Raw genomic sequence first — 18625 nt, forward strand, 5'->3', positions numbered from 1 at the left:
AAACCGCAAGCTCTGTGCCATTTCGATTATAAAAAATCGTATAGCGCTATAGAAAATCGACAAAATGAACCATTCGTATCGATATGCGATATTAAGTGGTCTATTTTTGTGATTTACGGTAGAAATATCGCCACGCCTGATCGACCAAACCGCGAGTTCGCCATGTCCGAAGAACGCAACAGCTTGCACAACCAATCCCTGGAAAAAGGCCTGTCGGTGCTCAAGGCATTCAGCGCACAGCGCCGCAGCATGAGCCTTGCAGAGGTGGCCGAGGCCGCCGGCATGACCAAAAGCTCCGCCCAGCGCATGGTGTTTACCCTCGAAAGCCTTGGTTACCTTCGGAAACACTCCCGCACACGTCATTACCAACTCACCCCCCGGGTGTTGGAGTTGGGCTTCAGTTACCTGGATGCGCATTCGTTGATCGAGGTGGCCAACCCGTTTTTGTCGGAACTGACGCGGCTGACGGGTGAGACCTCGTGCCTCACCGAGCCTGCGGGCTACGACATGACCTACATCGCACGGTTTGTTAGCTCAGGGTTCGTGCCGGTGCATATGCCGATCGGCTCGCGGGTGCCGATGTACTGCACGGCGTCGGGGCGGGCGTATTTGAGCGCGTTGCCGGTGGATGAAGCGTTGGTGCTGATCGAGAACAGCCAGCGCATTGCCCACACCAGCCTGACGCTGACGGACGTCGAGCAGATTCTGGAGTCGCTGCAACTGGTGCGCGAACAAGGCTATGCGGTGAATGGCCAGGAGTTGTTCCTGGGCGACATGACCATCGGTGCGCCGGTACTGGGTGCGAATGGACGGCCGGTGGCGGCGGTGCATGTGGTGGCGCCGACCAGTCGGTGGAGCAGGGCGGATGCGGAACGGCAGTTGGCGCCGGCGTTGTTGCAGTGTTCGAGGGCGCTGAGTAATTCGGCGCGGAACCTGGAATAACCCGCTATTTCAAGTTCACTAGAGACCCCCTGTGGGAGCGGCGGTGCGACGATTCGACTTGCTCGCGAATGCGGTGTGTCAGTCAGCCTATTCTTTTCTGACCCACCGTATTCGCGAGCAAGCCCGCTCCCACATTTGGAATTTCATTGGGTTTGAGATGTGTGTTTGACCCCAACAAAAAATGCGCCCCTAAGGGCGCATTTTTTTGTTCGGGTCGCTATCGCCTATCAGGCAATCGCATCCCAGGCACGATCACCGTGCTCGTCCTTGATCCGAGTCGGCAGGCCCATCACGTCCAGCGCCTTGAGGAACGGCTCAGCCGGCAGTTCTTCCACGTTGGCCATGCGTTGCACGTCCCACTCGCCACGGGCGACCAGCAGCGCGGCGGCTACTGGAGGAACGCCTGCGGTGTAGGAGATGCCCTGGCTGTCGGTTTCGGCGAATGCTTCTTCGTGGTCAGCTACGTTGTAGATGAACACCTCACGCGCCTTGCCGTCCTTGGTGCCTTTGACCAGGTCGCCGATGCAGGTCTTGCCGGTGTAGCCGGGCGCCAGCGAAGATGGGTCGGGCAGTACGGCCTTGACCAGTTTCAATGGCACCACTTCCAGGCCTTCGGCGGTGGTGACCGGTTTTTCGGAGAGCAGGCCGAGCTTGTTCAGGACGGTGAACACGTTGATGTAGTGTTCGCCGAAGCTCATCCAGAAACGCACGTTGGGCACGTCGAGGTTTTTCGACAGCGAGTGCACTTCATCGTGGCCGGTCAGGTACAGGTTCTGCGAACCGACGACCGGGAGGTCATCGGTGCGTTTGACTTCGAACATGGTGTTGCTGGTCCACTGGCTGTTCTGCCAGCTCCACACCTGTCCGGTGAACTCGCGGAAGTTGATTTCCGGGTCGAAATTGGTGGCGAAGTATTTGCCATGGGAGCCGGCATTGACGTCGAGGATGTCGATGGAGTCAATGCGGTCGAAATGCTGTTGCTGCGCCAGCGCGGCGTACGCGTTGACGACACCCGGGTCGAAGCCCACGCCAAGGATGGCGGTGATGTTCTTCTGTTTGCACTCTTCCAGGTGGTTCCACTCGTAGTTGCCGTACCACGGCGGGGTCTCGCAGACCTTGCCCGGCTCTTCGTGGATGGCAGTGTCGAGGTAAGCCACGCCCGTGTCGATGCAGGCACGCAGTACCGACATGTTGAGGAACGAGGAACCGACGTTGATGACGATCTGCGATTCGGTCTCGCGGATCAGGGCCTTGGTCGCTTCCACGTCCAGGGCGTTCAGCGCGAAGGCTTGGATCTCTGCGGGTACTTTGAGGCTACCCTTGGCCTTGACGCTGTCGATGATGGCCTGGCATTTGGAGATGTTGCGCGACGCGATAGCAATACGACCGAGTTCGTCGTTGTGCTGCGCGCACTTGTGGGCCACCACCTTGGCGACACCTCCTGCACCAATGATAAGAACGTTCTTTTTCAATTGCTTTCTTTCTCCTATATCCGCCAGCTTACGAAAGGCTGGACAGGTAGTCGTCGTAACCAAATTCACGAACCACTTCGACAGTACCGTCGAGTTGTTTCACTACGATGGACGGCATTTTCAGGCCGTTGAACCAATTTTTCTTGACCATGGTGTAGCCCGCGGTGTCGATGAACGACAGCCGATCGCCGATGGCCAGCGGACGATCAAATTGGTACTCACCGAAGATGTCCCCGGCCAGGCAGGATTTGCCGCACACCATCACGGTGTGTTCGCCATCGCTCGGCGCCAGCTTGGCGTTGAGGCGATAGATCAGCAGGTCCAGCAGGTGGGCTTCGATGGAGCTGTCTACCACGGCGAGGTTCTTGCCGTTGTAGAGGGTGTCGAGCACGGTGACTTCCAGGGAGGCGCTGTTGGTGATCGCCGCTTCGCCGGGTTCCAGGTAGACCTGTACGCCGTACTTCTCGGAGAAGGCTTTCAAGCGCGCGCAGAACGCATCCACCGCATAGTCTTCGCCGGTGAAGTGGATACCGCCGCCGAGGCTGACCCACTCGACTTTATGCAGCAGCGCGCCGAAGCGTTCTTCGATGGTGCCGAGCATTTTGTCGAACAGGCTGAAATCGCCGTTCTCGCAGTTGTTGTGGAACATGAAGCCTGAGATCTGGTCGATCACGCCTTCGATCTTCATCGGGTCCCATTCGCCCAGGCGGCTGAATGGACGTGCCGGGTCGGCCAGCAGGTAGTCGGAGCTGCTCACCTGCGGGTTCACACGCAGGCCACGGGTCTTGCCTTCGGAACGCTCGGCAAAACGCTGCAATTGGCTGATGGAGTTGAAGATGATCTTGTCGCAGTTCTCCAGCATCTCTTCGATTTCGTCGTCGGCCCAGGCCACGCTGTAGGCGTGCGCTTCACCGGCGAACTTCTGGCGGCCCAGCTTCAGCTCGTACAGCGACGACGAGGTGGTGCCGTCCATGTATTGCTGCATCAGGTCGAACACCGACCATGTGGCAAAGCACTTGAGCGCCAGCAGGGCCTTGGCGCCGGACTGTTCGCGCACGTAAGCAATCTTCTGCATGTTGACCAGAAGCTTCTGTTTATCGATGAGGTAGTACGGCGTTTTGATCATTTTTGAGAGCCTGCGGCGGTGCCTGCCAAAAAAGGACACGCATTGTGCCCGCACTTGGGGCGAATCGGAAGGTTAGTGGGCGGATTTTGCTGCCCTTGGTTTTTAATGATAGCTGCCGAGTATGACCATCTATGGCCATACCCCGAACCATTGTGGGAGCGGGCTTGCTCGCGAAAGCGGTGGGTCAGTATTGAATAGGCTGGCTGACACACCGCTTTCGCGAGCAAGCCCGCTCCCACATTTTGATCTGTGTGTATCAGGTCAAGTGCCTTCAAACTGTCATCTGCTTACCGCCGAACTGCCACATTCCCCCGCTACTGTCCTCGCCAATGAGATCGATCTCAAGCGAGTGACAATGACTGACCTGAAAGACGTTGCCCGACTGGCCGGTGTATCCCGTGCCACCGCCGCCCGGGCTTTTGCTTCGCCGGACCAGGTGCGCCCGACGACCCGCGAGCAGGTGTTCGCCGCCGCCCGTGAGTTGGGGTTCCGGCCCAATCTGCTGGGCCGTCAACTGCGCCTGCAAACCACCCAGTTGATCGGTGTGGTGGTGCCCAATCTGCTCAACCCGGTGTTCGCCGAGCAGTTCCAGGCCATGGAGCGCGCCGCGCGTTCCCGTGGCTACAGCCTGGTGCTGGCCACCACCGACTACAACAGCGAACGCGAAAGCATCGTGGTGGAAGAGCTGCTGCGCCAACGCGTGGATGGCTTGGTGCTGACGGTCACCGACGCCGAAAGCAACGCGGTGCTCAGCAGCCTGAACACCGAACAAACGCCGTTCGTGCTGGCTTATCACCAACCGGGCAACCCCAACTACAGTGCCGTGTCGGTGGACAACCGCGCCGGCATGGCCTTGGCCACCCGTTATCTGCTGGACGCCGGCCACCGGCGCATCAGCATGGTCGCAGGGCCCGCGTTGCAATCGGACCGTGCGCGCCTGCGCTACGCCGGCTACTGCGATGCGATGCACGAGTACGGCCTCGACGCACGCCCGGTGATCGAGATGCCGGCCCATACCCAGGCCGAATTCGCCGCCATCGCACCGTCTCTGCAAGGCCCCGACGCGCCCACCGCGCTGGTGTGCTCCAACGATTTCTTGGCCATCAGCCTGATCGCCGAGCTGCGCCGCAACGCCTGGAATGTCCCCGAGCAGCTCTCGGTGATGGGCTTCGACGGCATCAGCCTCGGCACCCAGATGCACCCGACGCTGTGCAGCGTGGTGCAACCCATCGCGCTGCTCGCCAGCACGGTGATTGACCAACTGCTGGCACAGATCGCCGGCAACGAACCGATTTCCCATTGCCTGCCTTGCCACATCCGGCCAGGTGAAAGTACTCAACCCCGTGAGGAGAGCTCTGATGCGCGCATTCAGTAAAACCCTGGCCGCCGTGCTGCTGTGCGGCGCGGCCAGCCTGGCCCAGGCCGCCGACACCGCAATCTGCTACAACTGCCCGCCGGACTGGGCCGACTGGGGCACCCAGCTCAAGGCCATCGCCGCCAGCACCGGCGTGCAAGTGCCGCTGGACAACAAGAACTCCGGCCAATCCCTGGCGCAACTGGTCGCCGAGAAGGCCGCACCGGTGGCCGACGTTGTCTACTACGGCGTGACCTTCGGCCTGCAAGCGCAAAAAGCCGAGGTGGTCGGCACCTACAAGCCCAAGGGCTTCGAACAGATCCCTGCGGGCTTGAAAGACCCGGCCGGCCACTGGTTCGCGATCCACTCCGGCACCCTGGGCATCATGGTCAACGTCGATGCCCTCGGCGGCCTGCCGGTGCCGCAAAGCTGGGCCGACCTGCTCAAGCCTGAATACAAAGGCATGGTCGGTTATCTCGACCCGTCCAGCGCGTTCGTCGGCTACGTGTCGGCGGTGGCGATCAACCGCGCCCTGGGCGGCGACCTGGACAACTTCGCCCCGGCCATCGATTACTTCCAGAAGCTGGCGAAAAACGCGCCCATCGTGCCCAAGCAAACCGCTTATGCGCGGGTGCTGTCCGGTGAGTTGCCGATCCTCGTGGACTACGACTTCAACGCCTACCGCGCGCGCTACAAGGACAACGCCAACGTCGCCTTCGTGATCCCCAAGGAAGGCAGCATCAGCGTGCCCTACGTGATGAGCGCAGTGGCCAACGCGCCGCACCGCGCCAATGCCGAGAAGGTCCTCGATTTCGTCCTCTCGGATCAAGGCCAGGCACTGTGGGCCAAGGCCTACCTGCGTCCAGTGCGTCCGGTAGAGATGCCGGCCGAGGTCGCCGCGCAGTTCCTCCCCGACAGCGACTACGCCCGCGCCGGCGTGGTGGATTACGAAAAAATGGCCGCCGTGCAGGAAGCGTTCGCCGCCCGTTACCTGAACGAGGTCAAGTAAGTGGCTGCATCGGCAAAACAGGCGGCCTGGGCGCTGGCCCCGGCCTTTGCGGTGCTGCTCGCGTTCTGGCTGCTGCCGCTGGCGCACCTGGTGCTGCTGGGTGCCGAGAGCCGCGACAGCAACGGCAGCGGCTACTGGCAAGTGCTCAGCAGCGCGCAGTACCTGGGCAGCCTCGCGCAAACCTGCGCGCTGGCGGTGTTTGTCACGCTTGCCGCGTTGTTGGTGGGTGGCATCAGCGGCGTGTTCCTCGCGCGTCAGCAGTTCTTTGGGCGCTCGGCGTTGGTCGCGCTGCTGACTTTTCCCCTGGCATTCCCGGGTGTGGTGGTGGGCTTCCTGGTGATTCTGTTGGCAGGGCGCCAGGGCTTGTTCGCGTCACTGGGCCTGCAACTGGCCGGTGAACGCTGGATCTTTGCCTACTCGCTGGCCGGGCTGTTTGTCGGCTACCTGTACTTCTCGATCCCCCGGGTGATCCTCACCGTGATGGCCGCCTGTGAAAGCCTCGACCGCAGCCTGGAAGAAGCCGCGCATTCCCTCGGTGCCGGGCACTGGCGGGTGGTGTGCGACGTAATCGTGCCGGGTCTGGCGCCGGCGTTGGCCTCCTGCGGGGCGATCTGTTTTGCCACGTCCATGGGCGCCTTTGGTACGGCGTTCACCTTGGGCACGCGCCTCAACGTCACCCCGGTGGCGATCTACAACGTGTTCACCAACTACGCCAACTTCGCCGTTGCGGCCGCGCTGTCGGTGGTGCTCGGCGCGCTGACCTGGGCGGTGCTGCTGCTCACCCGGCGCCTGGTGAAAAACGCGGGGACCGTCCTGTGAAGCGCTCATCGTTGTTCGTGCTGCAACTGCTGTTCACCTTGCTGGTGTGCGCCTTCATGTTGGTACCGGTATTGATGTCGCTGCTGGCCGGGTTGACCCGCAACTTCTTCGTCGGCGTGTCCAGCGGCCTGACCTTCGACTGGTTGATCCAGGTGTGGCAGGCCTACTCGCCGACGGTGTGGTTGTCGCTGCAACTGGCCCTGGCCTGCGCGGTGTGCGTCTGCGTGATTGGCGTGCCGGCGGCCTACGCCCTGGTGCGCATGAACAATCGCTTCAGTCGTGCCTTTGAAGAGTTGATGGTGCTGCCGGTGGCCATGCCGGGCCTGGCCAGTGCGTTGGCACTGTTGCTGACTTACGGCCAGTTCGGCGGCTTTCGCAGCAGTTGGTTGTTCATCCTTGTTGGCCATGTGCTGTTCACCTTGCCGTTCCTGGTGCGCCCGGTCATGGCGGTGATGCAACGCCAGCAACTGCCGGTGCTGGAGGAGGCGGCGGCCAGCCTCGGCGCGGGTCCCATCAAGCGTTTTTTCAGTGTGGTGGTGCCCAACTGCCGCGCGGGGATTCTCGCCGGTGTGCTGATGGTGGTGACCCTGTCCCTGGGTGAATTCAACCTGACCTGGATGCTCCATACGCCGATGACCAAGACCTTGCCCGTGGGCCTGGCCGACAGCTACGCCTCGGCGCGCCTGGAAATCGCCAGTGCCTACACCCTTATCTTTTTGCTGATGATCGTGCCGCTGCTGATTGCGTTGCAGGCCATCAGCGCCCGTTTGTCCCGTGGAGAGCGTCGATGACCGCTATCACTATCCGCCTGCAAGGCTGTCGCAAGGCATTCGCCGACGGCACCGTGGCCGTGCATGACTTGAACCTCACCGTCGAAGGCGGCGAAACCCTGGCCATTCTCGGCCCGTCCGGGTGTGGCAAGACCACCACCTTGCGCCTGATTGCCGGCCTGGAACGCCCGGATGTGGGCCAGGTGTTTTTTGGTGATCAGGACGTGACACGCCTGCCTATCGAGCGCCGCGACGTGGGCATGGTGTTCCAGAACTACGCGCTGTTTCCCAACCTGGATGTGGCGGGGAATATCGTCTACGGCTTGAAGATTCGCGGCGTGCCCGTGCAGGCGCGCAACCAGCGCTGCGATGAATTGCTGGAACTGGTGGGCTTGCAGGATCACGGCCGGCGCAGCATCCATGAATTGTCCGGCGGCCAGCGCCAACGCGTGGCACTGGCCCGCGCCCTGGCGCCGCGCCCTAAAGTGTTGCTGCTGGATGAACCGCTGGCGGCCCTCGATGCGCAACTGCGTGAACGCCTGCGCAGTGAGCTCAATGAGCTGCTGCGCGGGCTGGGCATCACCTCGGTGTTCGTCACCCACGACCAGGGCGAAGCCATGGCCCTCGGTGATCGCATCCTGGTGATGGAGCAAGGCCGGGTCGCCCAGTTGGCGAGCCCGCGCGACATCTACCAGAAGCCGGCCAACACCTTTGTCGCAGGCTTCGTCGGCAACCTTAATGCCTTCGCGGTGATCGCGCCGTCAGCCCACGGCTTGAAAGTCTGCGGCGGCGAGTTGCCGTGGCACGAAGCGAGCCTGCCCAACACCCTGTACTGCCGCCCGGAACACCTGCGGGTGATGGAGAGCGAAGGGCACCTGCACGGGCATCTCGTCGCGCAGTTTTTCCAGGGCGCGCAAAGCCGCCTACTGGTGGATGTGGGCGGCCCGCAACCGCTGCTGGTGGACAGCAGCGACAACCAGTTGTACGCCGTCGGCGCGCCGATTGCCCTGGCGATTGCGCCGCACATGTTGTTCACCCTGAATGCTTGAGAATCTATGTTGAATCGTCCGTTCCTCGTTGCGCAGATCAGCGACCTGCACCTGAAAGCCGGCCAGCGCCTCACCTACGGTGTGGTCGATACCCTGGGCGCCTTGCGCCGTGCCGTCGACCATCTGAATGCCAGCCAGCCGCGCCCCGATATCGTGGTGATCAGCGGCGACCTGGTGGACTTCGGCCGCGCCGATGAATACGCCGTGCTGCACCCCGAACTCGCGCGCCTGCACATGCCGTGCTACTTGGTGCCGGGCAACCACGACACGCGCGGGCCGTTGCTCGAGGCGTTCCGTGACCACCCCTACTTGCCGGCCTCGGCAGACGGCCCGCTGGATTGGGTGGTGGACGACCATCCACTGCGCCTGATCGGCCTGGATTCCACCATCCCCGGCGGCCACGGCGGGCAGTTGCTGGACAGCCAGTTGCACTGGCTGGATGCGCAATTGGCGCTGCGGCCTGACGCACCGACCTTGCTGATCCTGCATCACCCACCGTTTATCAGCGGCATCGGCCATATGGACCGCGAGCCGTTCATCAACGCGGCTGCGCTGGAGCACGTGGTCGCCCGCCATCCACAGGTCGAGCGCCTGTTGTGCGGGCACTTGCACCGGCCGATGCAGCGGCGTTTCGGCGGCAGCCTGAGTTGTGTGTGCCCCGGCACCTCGCACCAGATCGTCCTCGATTTACAAGAAGCGGCGCCCGCGCATTTCAATTTGGAGCCGGCGGGCTATCTGTTGCATCGCTGGCAGGCGCAGCAGGGTTTGATCAGCCACAACGGCGTATTCGGGGACTACCCGGGGCCGTACCCGTTTTATGACGCCCATGGATTAATTGACTGAGGTTGTGATGAAAGCCACTTTGAATATGTTAAGCGTATTGACCGGCGGCCTGGGCATTGCCCTGAGCCCTTTGGCGTCGGCGGATTTCCTGAGCGACAGCAAAGCCAACCTGAGCATGCGCAACTTCTACTTCAACAACGACAACCGCGACGGCACCGCCGCGCCGTCGAAGACTGAAGAGTGGGGCCAGGCCTTTATCCTTAACTACCAATCGGGCTTTACCGACGGCACCGTCGGCTTTGGTCTGGATGCGGTGGGCATGCTCGGCATCACCCTCGACAGCGGCGCCGGCCGCCACGTTGGCAGCTCGATGATCCCCAACGAAGACGGCAAGGCTACCGACAACTGGGCCCGTGGCGGCGCCACGGCCAAGGCGCGTTTTGCCAAGAGCGAATTGCGCTACGGCTACCTGCGCCCGAACCTGCCGATCCTGGTGAGCAACGACGGCCGCCTGTTGCCGCAATCCTTTGAAGGCGGGCAAATCACCAGCAAAGACATCGACAACCTGACCCTGATCGGCGGCCAGCTGCAACACACCACGGGTCGTGGCTCCAGCGACCGCAGCGGCCTGGCAGCGGCGGGCGGGCCCCAGGAAAGCAACAAGTTCAACTACGCGGGTGCCGACTACCAGGTGAACAAGGACCTGCTGGTCCAGTATTACTACGCCAACCTTGAAGACTATTACCAGCAGCACTTTGCCGGGCTGATCCACGTATTGCCGCTGGGTGACTACGGCTCGTTGAAGACCGACCTGCGCTACTTCAAGACCACCTCCGACGGTAAAAACAGCACGGCCGCCGGGCGTGCCGAGGGTTACAAGCTCGGCGGCTATACCAAGAACGGCAACGGTGAAATCGACAACAACACCTGGAGTGCGGCATTCATCTACTCCCTGGGCCCGCACGCGATCACCGCCGGCTACCAGCAGGTGTCGGACGACAGCAACTTCGCCCAGCTCAACCAGGGTGGCCTGGTGAACAAAGGGGAGGGCGGTTCCAGCCTGTACCTCTACACCGACCGTACCGTGCAGACCTTTATCCAGGCTGGCGAGCGTACGGCCTTCGCCCAATACGCCTACGACTTTGCTGCACTCGGCGTGCCGGGTTTGAAGGCGTCGATGATGTACCTCAAGGGCGACAACATCCGCACCGCCAGTGGCAAGGATGCCAGCGAGTGGGAACGGGATATTGCCCTGGACTACGTGGTGCAGAGTGGCACGTTCAAGAACGTCGGGTTTGGCTGGCGCAATGGCGTGTCACGCAGTGAAGTGGCGCGGGACCAGGATCAGAATCGGGTGTTTGTGAACTACTCGATCCCGTTGATGTAACCAGGTCTCCACAGGCGGTGTTGATCCTTGTGGGAGCTGGCTTGCCTGCGATAGCGGTGGATCAGTCAAAGCAATATCGACTGGCAGTCCGTCATCGCAGGCAAGCCAGCTCCCACATTTTCAGCGGTGTGTATGGGTAGAAAGTGCTCGGCTGAGGATCCCCAGACGCTAACAGCCACCTTTGATCTTCATTCAGCCCATACCGCCTTCGACTCAATGCAGCTGTGCGCCTGTTTCAGCGGGACAAGCGGCGTGTCGAGCGTACCCAGCGCAATCGAAACCCACTCTGGATATAGCCCCTTGGCGTCCTGCCAGAACAACGATGACCCGCACACCCGGCAAAACTGGCGAGTGACACCCGGTGAGGATTCATAGCTTTTCAGCGCATCTGCAACAGCCCGGATGCTGACGGCTGATCGCGGCGCACTGGCGTAACTGGCAAACGCAGCGCCATGGCTTTTCTGGCATTTGCGGCAATGGCAGTGGGTAACGGCCTTGAGCGGTGCAGTGACTTGATAGGTGACTGCGCCACAGAGGCAACTGCCTTGGGTAACGGCATCCATGTTGGTATCGATCCTGAAAGGGGCAGGTAAACACTATACCCGTGGCGAGGAAGCTTGCTCCCGTTAAGGGCGTACCACAAACGTACAAGAATCCCCCCAACCCCCCTCAGTAGACTCGCCACACTTCCTCTACTGCAGGTTTTCCATGGACATCTTCCTCTACGCCTTCAGCGTCATGTACAGCCCTGGTCCCGTGAACTTCATGGGCCTCAACGCCGGGCTCACCGGCCAGTTCCGCCGCTCCACCGGATTTTTCATCGGTGTGGGCTGCGCGATGCTGCTGTTGTTTGTGCTGTTTGGCTACACCGGCGAGGCGATCATTTCCCAGGCGGCGTTGCCGTACATCTCGCTGATTGGCGGCGTGTACACGCTGTATCTCGCCTATCAAGTGTTCACGGCGCGCACGGTGGTGGATGAAACGGCTTCAACCGTGCCCGTCAAAACCCTTACGTTCTGGAACGGCCTGGTGATCCAGTTGCTCAACCCCAAGGGCATCATGGCGGTGTTGCCGATCACCAGTGTGATGCTCCCCGCAGCGCATATCACCGGGGTGTCCATTGCGTTGGTTTCGGCGGTGCTGGCCTTTGGCGCGTTCGGTGCGCCATGGATTTACGCGATGCTCGGCGCAGTGCTGGGGCGGCGGATCAACGGCACGTCGGCGTTTACGCTGTTCAACCGCTGCATGGGGGTGGCGCTGGCGGTGTGTGCGTATTTCATGTTTCACGCGTTCTATGTCCACTGGCTCTCAACATGAGTGGATCTTGTGATGATCTAGAATAATATGAGTTTGTCTCACTATCGCTGTGTGCCGACAATAGCTGCCATACATAACGACATCGGAGTTGTAAGTCATGGCAGTCGCTCATTCCCTGGGATTTCCGCGCATTGGACGCGATCGTGAACTGAAAAAAGCGCAGGAAGCGTTCTGGAAGGGCGAGCTCGACGAAGCCGGCTTGCGGGCCGTTGGCCGTGATCTGCGCAAGACCCACTGGGACCTGCAAAAACAGGCCGGCATCGAGTTGCTGCCGGCCGGTGATTTTGCCTGGTACGACCAGGTGCTGACCCACTCGTTGATGTTTGGCGTGATCCCCGAGCGTTTCCGCCCGGCCGATGGCCAAGCCACTTTGCACACCCTGTTTGGCATGGCCCGTGGCGTCAGCGACAGCTGCTGCGGCGGCGCCCACGCCCAGGAAATGACCAAATGGTTCGACACCAACTATCACTACCTGGTGCCTGAATTCAGCGCCGACCAGCAGTTCCACCTCGGCTGGGATCAACTGTTCGAAGAAGTGCAGGAAGCCCGCGAACTGGGGCACAACGTCAAACCGGTGGTGATCGGCCCGCTGACCTACCTGTGGCTGGGCAAGGCCAAGGGCGCAGATTTCGACAAGCTCGACCTGCTCGATCGCCTGCTGCCGCTGTACGGCCAGATCTTCCAGCGCCTCGCCGACCTGGGCGTGGAGTGGGTGCAGATCGACGAGCCGATCCTCGTGCTGGACCTGCCGCAAGACTGGAAAAACGCGTTTGAGCGTGCCTACAACCTGATCCAGCGCGACCCGCTGAAAAAGCTCGTGGCCACCTATTTTGGTGGGCTGGAAGAGAACCTCGGCCTGGCCGCCAACCTGCCGGTGGATGGTTTGCATATCGACCTGGTGCGCGCACCGGAACAGTACCCGACCATTCTCGACCGCCTGCCGGCCTACAAGGTGCTGTCCCTGGGCGTGGTCAACGGCCGCAACGTCTGGCGCTGCGACCTGGAAAAAGCCCTCGCTACCTTGCAGCATGCCCATGACAAATTGGGTGATCGCCTGTGGGTTGCGCCATCCTGCTCGCTGCTGCACAGCCCGGTCGACCTGGCCCGCGAAGACAAACTGGATGGCGAGCTGAAAAGCTGGCTGGCGTTTGCCGTGCAGAAGTGCGCCGAAGTGGCGGTGCTGGCGCAAGCGGTCAACCAGCCTGAAGCCTCCAACGTGTTGGCTGCTTTGGCGCAAAGCCGTGCGGTGCAAGCTGCACGTGCCGCTTCACCGCGTATCCACAAACCTGCCGTGCAAGCCCGCGTCGCCGCGATCACGGCAGAGGACAGCCAGCGCCAGTCGCTGTTCGCCCAGCGCATCGAGAAACAACGCGCCGGCCTCAACCTGCCGCTGTTCCCGACCACCACCATCGGTTCGTTCCCGCAGACCGCGTCGATCCGCCTGGCACGCCAGTCGTACAAGGCCGGCAAGTTGAGCGAAGCCGAATATGTCGAAGCCATGCACAGCGAGATCAAGCACGCCGTCGAGGTGCAGGAAAACCTCGGTCTGGACGTGCTGGTACACGGTGAGGCCGAACGCAACGACATGGTCGAGTACTTCGCCGAACAGTTGGACGGCTATGCCTTCACCCGCTTCGGCTGGGTCCAGAGCTACGGCTCGCGCTGCGTGAAACCGGCGCTGATCTTCGGCGACCTGAGCCGCCCGAAGGCCATGACGGTGGAGTGGATCCGCTATGCCCAAGGCCTGACCCACAAGGTGATGAAGGGCATGCTGACCGGCCCGGTGACCATGCTGATGTGGTCCTTCCCACGCGAAGACGTGAGCCGCGAAGAACAGGCGCGGCAACTGGCCCTGGCGATCCGCGACGAAGTGGTGGACCTGGAAGCCGCCGGGATCAAGATCGTGCAGATCGACGAAGCGGCGTTCCGCGAAGGCTTGCCGTTGCGCCAGGCGCAGTGGCAGCACTATCTGGACTGGGCCACCGAAGTGTTCCGCCTGTGCGCCTCGGGTGTGCGCGATGAAACCCAGATCCACACGCACATGTGCTACAGCGAGTTCAACGATGTGATCGAAAGCATCGCGGCGATGGATGCCGATGTAATCACCATCGAAACCTCACGGTCGGACATGGAGTTGCTGGACGCGTTTGAAGCCTTCGCCTACCCGAACGAAATCGGCCCGGGGGTGTATGACATCCACTCGCCACGGGTGCCGGATGCCTCGGAAATGGCCAACCTGTTGCGCAAGGCGGCCAAGCGGATTCCAGCCGAGCGGCTGTGGGTGAACCCGGATTGCGGCTTGAAGACCCGGGGCTGGCCGGAGACGGAGGCGGCGTTGATTCATATGGTCACTGCAGCCCGTCAACTGCGTGCTGAACTGGCCTGATTCCTGAGTAGGACACGGTCAAAAGTGTGGGAGCGGGCTTGCTCGCGAATACGGAGTGTCAGTCGCCGGCAGTGTTGGCTGACCCACTGCTTTCGCGAGCAAGCCCGCTCCCACACTTGGCCCGTGTCTAGTCAGAGGTATTTGAGCCAAGCCAGGTCGCGGCGTCTTGCTTTGAGCCCGGCGAACCAGCGCACTGGCGGATACAGTGCAATCGGCAACAGCAACGCTATCAACCACACCGCGCCAATGCCATCGACGCCAAAATAGCTGCCTTGATTGAGGCCAAACAACGCAACACAAGCCACATAGAGGACTTTCAACACATACAAATGCAGCAGATAAAAGAACATCGGCGCCGCCCCAAACGTCGCCAGCATGCCAATCCACCGCTTATGCCCCGCACGCTCAAACGCCAGCAACAGCAGCAACCCCATCCCCAGCGTCAACGCCAGGAACAACAGCGAAGGCGGATACTTGGTCACGTTGAAAAAACTCATCAGCGTCTGCACGTCGCTGTCATAGGCCTGCCAAGGCTTCTCGCCGTAGCCATTGAGCGCACGCAACAGCACAAACCCAACCAACGCCGCCACGCCCGCCAGCGCCAAGTAGCGCTGACGCAACGCCGGCCGCACGTCATTGGCAAACCACGGGCCCAGGCCATAGCCCAGCGCAATCACGCCAATCCACGGCAACACCGGGTAGGTGATACGCAGGCGCAGGCTGTCGCCCACATCGATCCAACTGCGTTCATGCAGGATCGCCCAACCATTTTGCAACATCGAACCTGGCGCGAGGTGCAGGCCGTCCAGCAGGTTGTGCCCGGCAATCAGCGCAATCGCCACGGCGAACAACAGCGGGCGCGGCAGCCACACCAGTGCGGCAAGGGCGAGCATGCTCACGCCAATCGCCCAGATCACTTGCAGGTAGATCACGCTGGGCGGCAGTTGGAAGGTCCAGGCGAAGTTGACCAGGGTGAATTCCAGCACCACCAGGAACAACCCGCGCTTGAACAGGAACGCCGACACGTCGCGGCGGCCTTGGTATTTCTGGCCGTACAGCCACGCCGACAGCCCGGTGAGCAAGACAAACACCGGGGCGCACAGGTGGGCGAGGGTGCGGCTGATAAACAGCGCAGGCTCGGTGCTGTCGATATTCATTGGGTCGCTGACCTGGCGGTGCAGCAGGAAGGTTTCGCGCACGTGGTCCAGCAGCATGAACAGGATCACCAGGCCGCGCAGGGCGTCGATGGAAAGCAGGCGTTGGCGTAGGGGGACAGCGTCGGGCATGGGTGAAATCACAGGGCAGGGGAGAAGTGGGTTGTTATTCTATAACATTAAACTGTGGGGGCGGGCCGCGTCGTCTGGTCGATTCTGCTAATGTCTGCCAAATCGCTTTCGCAGGTATTCACCATGACCACCCCACAATCCGTCATCGACTTCTGGCAAAACGCCGGCCCCCAGCGTTGGTTCGCCAAGGACGAGGCCTTTGACGCCAGCTTTCGCGACACCTTCCATGACGCCCACCTGCAAGCCGCTCGCCGTGAGCTGGAAAGCTGGCTGGACTCGGCAGAAGGCGCCCTGGCCCTGCTGATCCTGCTCGACCAATACCCGCGCAATGCCTTTCGCGGCACGGCCCATATGTTCGCCACGGACCCGTTGGCCCGCCTGTATGCCGGGCGCATGGTAGACGCCGGGTGGGATCAGTTGATCGAGCCCGCCTTGCGTGCGTTCTGCTACCTGCCGTTCGAGCATTCGGAAGACCCCGCGGACCAGCAGCGTTCCCTGGCCCTCAACCAGACGCTGGACGCCAACACCTACCACTGGGCCAAGGAACACGCCGAGATTATCCAGCGCTTTGGACGGTTCCCTCATCGCAACAAGGTATTGGCCCGCGCCAGCACTGAGGAAGAGCAGGCTTTTCTGGACAAGGGCGGGTTTGCCGGTTAGGTCATTGCTCGCCCCGGTATACCGGCGGCCACTCGCATTCCCGCCAGGAATACCCCTATAAAAACCCGCCATTGTCTTTCCCGCCACAGATCTCGTAGCGTGGGCTTTCACCCGAGGAGACCCGCCATGCACCCACCGTCGCTGCGCCTGTACGTCGATAATCTGTTCACCAGCCCCTATGCAATGTCTGTGTTTGTGGCCCTGCGGGAAAAAGGCCTGGCCTTCGAGACCTTGACCCTGGACCTGGACGCCGCGCAAAACCAGACGGCCGATTTTGCCAAGCTGTCTCTGACCCAGCGCGTGCCTACCCTGGAGGAGGGCGATTTTGCACTGTCGGAATCGTCGGCGATCACTGAGTATCTGGAAGAGGCGTATCCCGAGCCAGCGGTATACCCGGCCGACCCCAAGCAGCGCGCACGGGCGCGGCAGGTGCAGGCGTGGCTGCGCAGCGATTTGCTGCCGATTCGCCAGGAGCGTTCGACGCTGGTGGTGTTCTGCGGGCAGAAGATGCCGCCGTTGTCCCCAGCGGGCCAAGCCGCAGCGCAGAAGTTGATCGGCGCGGCGCAAGCGCTGTTGGCGGGTAACCCGGACTACCTGTTCGGCACCTGGTCGATCGCCGACGTGGACCTGGCCGTGATGCTCAATCGCCTGATCCTCAATGGCGACAGCGTGCCCGCCGAGTTGGCGGCCTATGCGCAACGCCAGTGGCAACGGCCGTCGGTGCAGGCTTGGGTCAACCAGCCGCGGCCTGCGCTCTAGAAATTACAGCCATTCCTGGGCGACGCGGCGGTCCAGGTCTTCCCAATCGGCCATGCCTAGCACTCGCGTGGTGTTCAAACCCCGCAGGTAGCCGCGCAATTGCTGGGCACTGGCGCAGCGTTGATCGGCGTCGGCCGTTTCGTCCTGCAATATGCTTTCATAATCGACCAGGTAATCGGCGATCCGCTCGCGAAACTCCGGCAGTACGGCTTCGCGGATGCGGTCGAAGGTTTTCTGGTGGGGCTTCATGGTCGGGTCCTTATCTATTTTTATGTAGGCACTATCGGTTCAGATAATAGTCACCATCACCGATTGCACGTTCTGTTTTTTGCGCAAAAGCGCAAAATTGCCCCATCGAAACGCTGTTCAAGGAAATGCGCGATGAGGACGATTATCCAGCTGGCATTGATGGCCCTGATGCTGGGCACTGTGGCGGTAAACAACGCCGCCATTGCGGATGAACTGCGAACAGGCCATTTGCTACCCATCGACGCTAGCGTAGACTCCCTGCAGCACGCGCAGTCGGTAGGCGTGTTGTTGAGTGATAGCACGCGCGACGACCTCAGTTACCTTGAACGCTATCACGACATGGCCTTGAACGGCGCCAAGGATGCCCTCGACGAGCGTATCCGCCAGGCGTTCGTCAACAGTTCCGACCCGGAATTGGCCATCGATTGGCTGATGGGTTCGCTGCAAGGCGCCTTTGTCTCGGTGACGGTGTATGACACGCTGGATGCCTTGGTGCAGGCGCACCCGGATGTGGTGGTGATGCTCGACACCCATAATCAACTGCTGACCCAGCGTAACGACAGGGTCGAGGCACGGTTTATTGCGCGGTTCTACAACGCGAACCTGCAATACATCGCCAAGGCCGAAGGCTCGGTGTACAAGCAAGTGCCATCGGTGTGGGTGCATGACAAGGCGGCGCCCGAAATTGCCGCACAGATCGAGCAACAACGGGATGTACAGCAAGCGGCCTTGCGCCAGTTTGACGCATCGCTCAAGGCGTTGGTCCAAGCCGGTTGATGTGAATTTTTTGATTATTTTCCAGGAATTTTTATGCGCTCTTTTTTCGTCCCGGCCCTGGCCTTTGCTTCATTGTGGCTGGCCGGTTGTGTGTCTGCTCCCAATGCTCCGACGCTGACCCTGCAAACCGCCAAGACGCCCGAAGGCTATACCCAATGCGTGCTGCCCAAGCTGGAAAAGCACGGCATCACCTCCACCGTCACGCAGAACTCGCGCCACGCCAAAGTGGTGTTGACCAGCAAGATTGCGGCAGATGATGTGCTGGAGGCGTACAAGACCCAGGATGGCACCAAGGTGTTCTTGTATGAGCGCAAACCGTTGGCTTCCACGCTGACGCCGTCGCGGTTGGAGTTGGTGGCGCAGGAGTGCAAGTAGTCTGCACAGCACCAACCCACTGTTGAACGGGGTTGTGTGGGAGCGGGCTTGCTCGCGAAAGCGGTGGGTCAGCCAACACACTCAGCGACTGGCACACCGCCTTCG

Annotated in this window: 19 protein-coding genes; 14 read left to right on the top strand and 5 right to left on the bottom strand. The window is 61.3% G+C overall.

The annotated features are described in order from the left end of the window. Window positions 1–162: 162 nt before the first annotated feature. On the top strand, window positions 163–942 hold the full coding sequence (locus DBR46_RS25155; protein WP_124528398.1) for an IclR family transcriptional regulator: 780 nt from the start codon (window positions 163–165) through the stop codon (window positions 940–942). A gap of 227 nt (window positions 943–1169) precedes the next feature. Here the strand turns inward: DBR46_RS25155 and DBR46_RS25160 are convergent, their stop codons facing one another. Together DBR46_RS25160 and DBR46_RS25165 are read right to left on the bottom strand one after the other, a co-directional pair. After that, window positions 1170–2414, bottom strand: coding sequence for a saccharopine dehydrogenase family protein (locus tag DBR46_RS25160; protein WP_026137074.1), 1245 nt, complete (start codon window positions 2412–2414; stop codon window positions 1170–1172). A gap of 28 nt (window positions 2415–2442) precedes the next feature. Next, on the bottom strand, window positions 2443–3540 hold the full coding sequence (locus tag DBR46_RS25165; protein ID WP_124528399.1) for a carboxynorspermidine decarboxylase: 1098 nt from the start codon (window positions 3538–3540) through the stop codon (window positions 2443–2445). Between the two features lie 355 nt (window positions 3541–3895). Here DBR46_RS25165 and DBR46_RS25170 point away from each other — a divergent pair, with 355 nt between their 5' ends. Genes DBR46_RS25170 through DBR46_RS25200 form a run of 7 tightly spaced genes read left to right on the top strand, consistent with a single transcriptional unit; the run spans window position 3896 to window position 10711 of the window. Next, window positions 3896–4915, top strand: a complete 1020-nt coding sequence (locus tag DBR46_RS25170) for a LacI family DNA-binding transcriptional regulator (protein WP_124528400.1) — start codon at window positions 3896–3898, stop codon at window positions 4913–4915. Next, window positions 4899–5903, top strand: a complete 1005-nt coding sequence (locus DBR46_RS25175) for an ABC transporter substrate-binding protein (RefSeq protein WP_124528401.1) — start codon at window positions 4899–4901, stop codon at window positions 5901–5903. Before DBR46_RS25170 ends, DBR46_RS25175 begins: the two co-directional genes overlap by 17 nt. Further along, window positions 5904–6722 (top strand): iron ABC transporter permease, encoded by an 819-nt coding sequence (locus tag DBR46_RS25180; protein ID WP_124528402.1) that lies wholly within the window; start codon window positions 5904–5906, stop codon window positions 6720–6722. Beyond that, on the top strand, window positions 6719–7513 hold the full coding sequence (locus tag DBR46_RS25185) for an ABC transporter permease (protein WP_124528403.1): 795 nt from the start codon (window positions 6719–6721) through the stop codon (window positions 7511–7513). Before DBR46_RS25180 ends, DBR46_RS25185 begins: the two co-directional genes overlap by 4 nt. Continuing rightward, on the top strand, window positions 7510–8541 hold the full coding sequence (locus DBR46_RS25190; protein ID WP_124528404.1) for an ABC transporter ATP-binding protein: 1032 nt from the start codon (window positions 7510–7512) through the stop codon (window positions 8539–8541). Before DBR46_RS25185 ends, DBR46_RS25190 begins: the two co-directional genes overlap by 4 nt. Before the next feature lie 9 nt (window positions 8542–8550). Continuing rightward, entirely contained in the window at window positions 8551–9384 is an 834-nt protein-coding gene (locus DBR46_RS25195) for a phosphodiesterase (RefSeq protein WP_124528447.1), read from the top strand. A 7-nt stretch (window positions 9385–9391) separates the two neighbouring features. Continuing rightward, window positions 9392–10711, top strand: a complete 1320-nt coding sequence (locus tag DBR46_RS25200; RefSeq protein WP_124528405.1) for an OprD family porin — start codon at window positions 9392–9394, stop codon at window positions 10709–10711. Window positions 10712–10899: 188 nt separating this feature from the next. On the opposite strand, the gene DBR46_RS25205 is transcribed toward DBR46_RS25200, so the two are convergent. Then, the gene (locus DBR46_RS25205; RefSeq protein WP_124528406.1) at window positions 10900–11274 is read right to left on the bottom strand and encodes a GFA family protein; all 375 of its coding nucleotides are present in this window, start codon (window positions 11272–11274) and stop codon (window positions 10900–10902) included. Between the two features lie 145 nt (window positions 11275–11419). Here DBR46_RS25205 and DBR46_RS25210 point away from each other — a divergent pair, with 145 nt between their 5' ends. Beyond that, entirely contained in the window at window positions 11420–12028 is a 609-nt protein-coding gene (locus DBR46_RS25210) for a LysE family translocator (RefSeq protein ID WP_124528407.1), read from the top strand. Window positions 12029–12125: 97 nt separating this feature from the next. Then, on the top strand, window positions 12126–14414 hold the full coding sequence (gene metE, locus DBR46_RS25215) for a 5-methyltetrahydropteroyltriglutamate--homocysteine S-methyltransferase (RefSeq protein WP_124528408.1): 2289 nt from the start codon (window positions 12126–12128) through the stop codon (window positions 14412–14414). A 131-nt stretch (window positions 14415–14545) separates the two neighbouring features. On the opposite strand, the gene DBR46_RS25220 is transcribed toward metE, so the two are convergent. Then, on the bottom strand, window positions 14546–15700 hold the full coding sequence (locus DBR46_RS25220; RefSeq protein WP_124528409.1) for a DUF1624 domain-containing protein: 1155 nt from the start codon (window positions 15698–15700) through the stop codon (window positions 14546–14548). A gap of 123 nt (window positions 15701–15823) precedes the next feature. Between DBR46_RS25220 and DBR46_RS25225 the strand changes: the two genes are divergently transcribed. Both DBR46_RS25225 and yfcF read left to right on the top strand, forming a co-directional pair. Further along, the gene (locus tag DBR46_RS25225; protein ID WP_124528410.1) at window positions 15824–16360 is read left to right on the top strand and encodes a DUF924 family protein; all 537 of its coding nucleotides are present in this window, start codon (window positions 15824–15826) and stop codon (window positions 16358–16360) included. A gap of 126 nt (window positions 16361–16486) precedes the next feature. Next, entirely contained in the window at window positions 16487–17119 is a 633-nt protein-coding gene (gene yfcF / locus DBR46_RS25230; protein WP_124528411.1) for a glutathione transferase, read from the top strand. A 3-nt stretch (window positions 17120–17122) separates the two neighbouring features. Here yfcF and DBR46_RS25235 read toward each other — a convergent pair whose 3' ends face one another. Beyond that, complete coding sequence (locus DBR46_RS25235) at window positions 17123–17368, bottom strand: hypothetical protein (RefSeq protein ID WP_124528412.1); 246 nt, start codon at window positions 17366–17368, stop codon at window positions 17123–17125. 132 nt (window positions 17369–17500) lie between these two features. Between DBR46_RS25235 and DBR46_RS25240 the strand changes: the two genes are divergently transcribed. Further along, a complete protein-coding gene (locus DBR46_RS25240; protein WP_124528413.1) occupies window positions 17501–18145 on the top strand; it encodes an ATPase in 645 nt (214 codons plus the stop codon). 33 nt (window positions 18146–18178) lie between these two features. Continuing rightward, window positions 18179–18520, top strand: a complete 342-nt coding sequence (locus DBR46_RS25245) for a hypothetical protein (protein WP_124528414.1) — start codon at window positions 18179–18181, stop codon at window positions 18518–18520. The last annotated feature ends 105 nt before the right edge of the window (window positions 18521–18625 follow it).

This window comes from Pseudomonas sp. KBW05 (assembly GCF_003852405.1).
GTDB lineage: Bacteria > Pseudomonadota > Gammaproteobacteria > Pseudomonadales > Pseudomonadaceae > Aquipseudomonas.

What these genes read in the sequence shown, in the direction of transcription:
- DBR46_RS25155 (WP_124528398.1), top strand. Translation starts at nt 163, where the DNA reads ATGTCCGAAGAACGCAACAGCTTGCACAACCAATCCCTGGAAAAAGGC.
- DBR46_RS25165 (WP_124528399.1), bottom strand. Translation starts at nt 3,540, where the DNA reads ATGATCAAAACGCCGTACTACCTCATCGATAAACAGAAGCTTCTGGTC.
- DBR46_RS25170 (WP_124528400.1), top strand. Translation starts at nt 3,896, where the DNA reads ATGACTGACCTGAAAGACGTTGCCCGACTGGCCGGTGTATCCCGTGCC.
- DBR46_RS25175 (WP_124528401.1), top strand. Translation starts at nt 4,899, where the DNA reads ATGCGCGCATTCAGTAAAACCCTGGCCGCCGTGCTGCTGTGCGGCGCG.
- DBR46_RS25190 (WP_124528404.1), top strand. Translation starts at nt 7,510, where the DNA reads ATGACCGCTATCACTATCCGCCTGCAAGGCTGTCGCAAGGCATTCGCC.
- DBR46_RS25200 (WP_124528405.1), top strand. Translation starts at nt 9,392, where the DNA reads ATGAAAGCCACTTTGAATATGTTAAGCGTATTGACCGGCGGCCTGGGC.
- DBR46_RS25205 (WP_124528406.1), bottom strand. Translation starts at nt 11,274, where the DNA reads ATGGATGCCGTTACCCAAGGCAGTTGCCTCTGTGGCGCAGTCACCTAT.
- DBR46_RS25210 (WP_124528407.1), top strand. Translation starts at nt 11,420, where the DNA reads ATGGACATCTTCCTCTACGCCTTCAGCGTCATGTACAGCCCTGGTCCC.
- metE (WP_124528408.1), top strand. Translation starts at nt 12,126, where the DNA reads ATGGCAGTCGCTCATTCCCTGGGATTTCCGCGCATTGGACGCGATCGT.
- DBR46_RS25220 (WP_124528409.1), bottom strand. Translation starts at nt 15,700, where the DNA reads ATGCCCGACGCTGTCCCCCTACGCCAACGCCTGCTTTCCATCGACGCC.
- DBR46_RS25225 (WP_124528410.1), top strand. Translation starts at nt 15,824, where the DNA reads ATGACCACCCCACAATCCGTCATCGACTTCTGGCAAAACGCCGGCCCC.
- yfcF (WP_124528411.1), top strand. Translation starts at nt 16,487, where the DNA reads ATGCACCCACCGTCGCTGCGCCTGTACGTCGATAATCTGTTCACCAGC.
- DBR46_RS25235 (WP_124528412.1), bottom strand. Translation starts at nt 17,368, where the DNA reads ATGAAGCCCCACCAGAAAACCTTCGACCGCATCCGCGAAGCCGTACTG.
- DBR46_RS25240 (WP_124528413.1), top strand. Translation starts at nt 17,501, where the DNA reads ATGAGGACGATTATCCAGCTGGCATTGATGGCCCTGATGCTGGGCACT.
- DBR46_RS25245 (WP_124528414.1), top strand. Translation starts at nt 18,179, where the DNA reads ATGCGCTCTTTTTTCGTCCCGGCCCTGGCCTTTGCTTCATTGTGGCTG.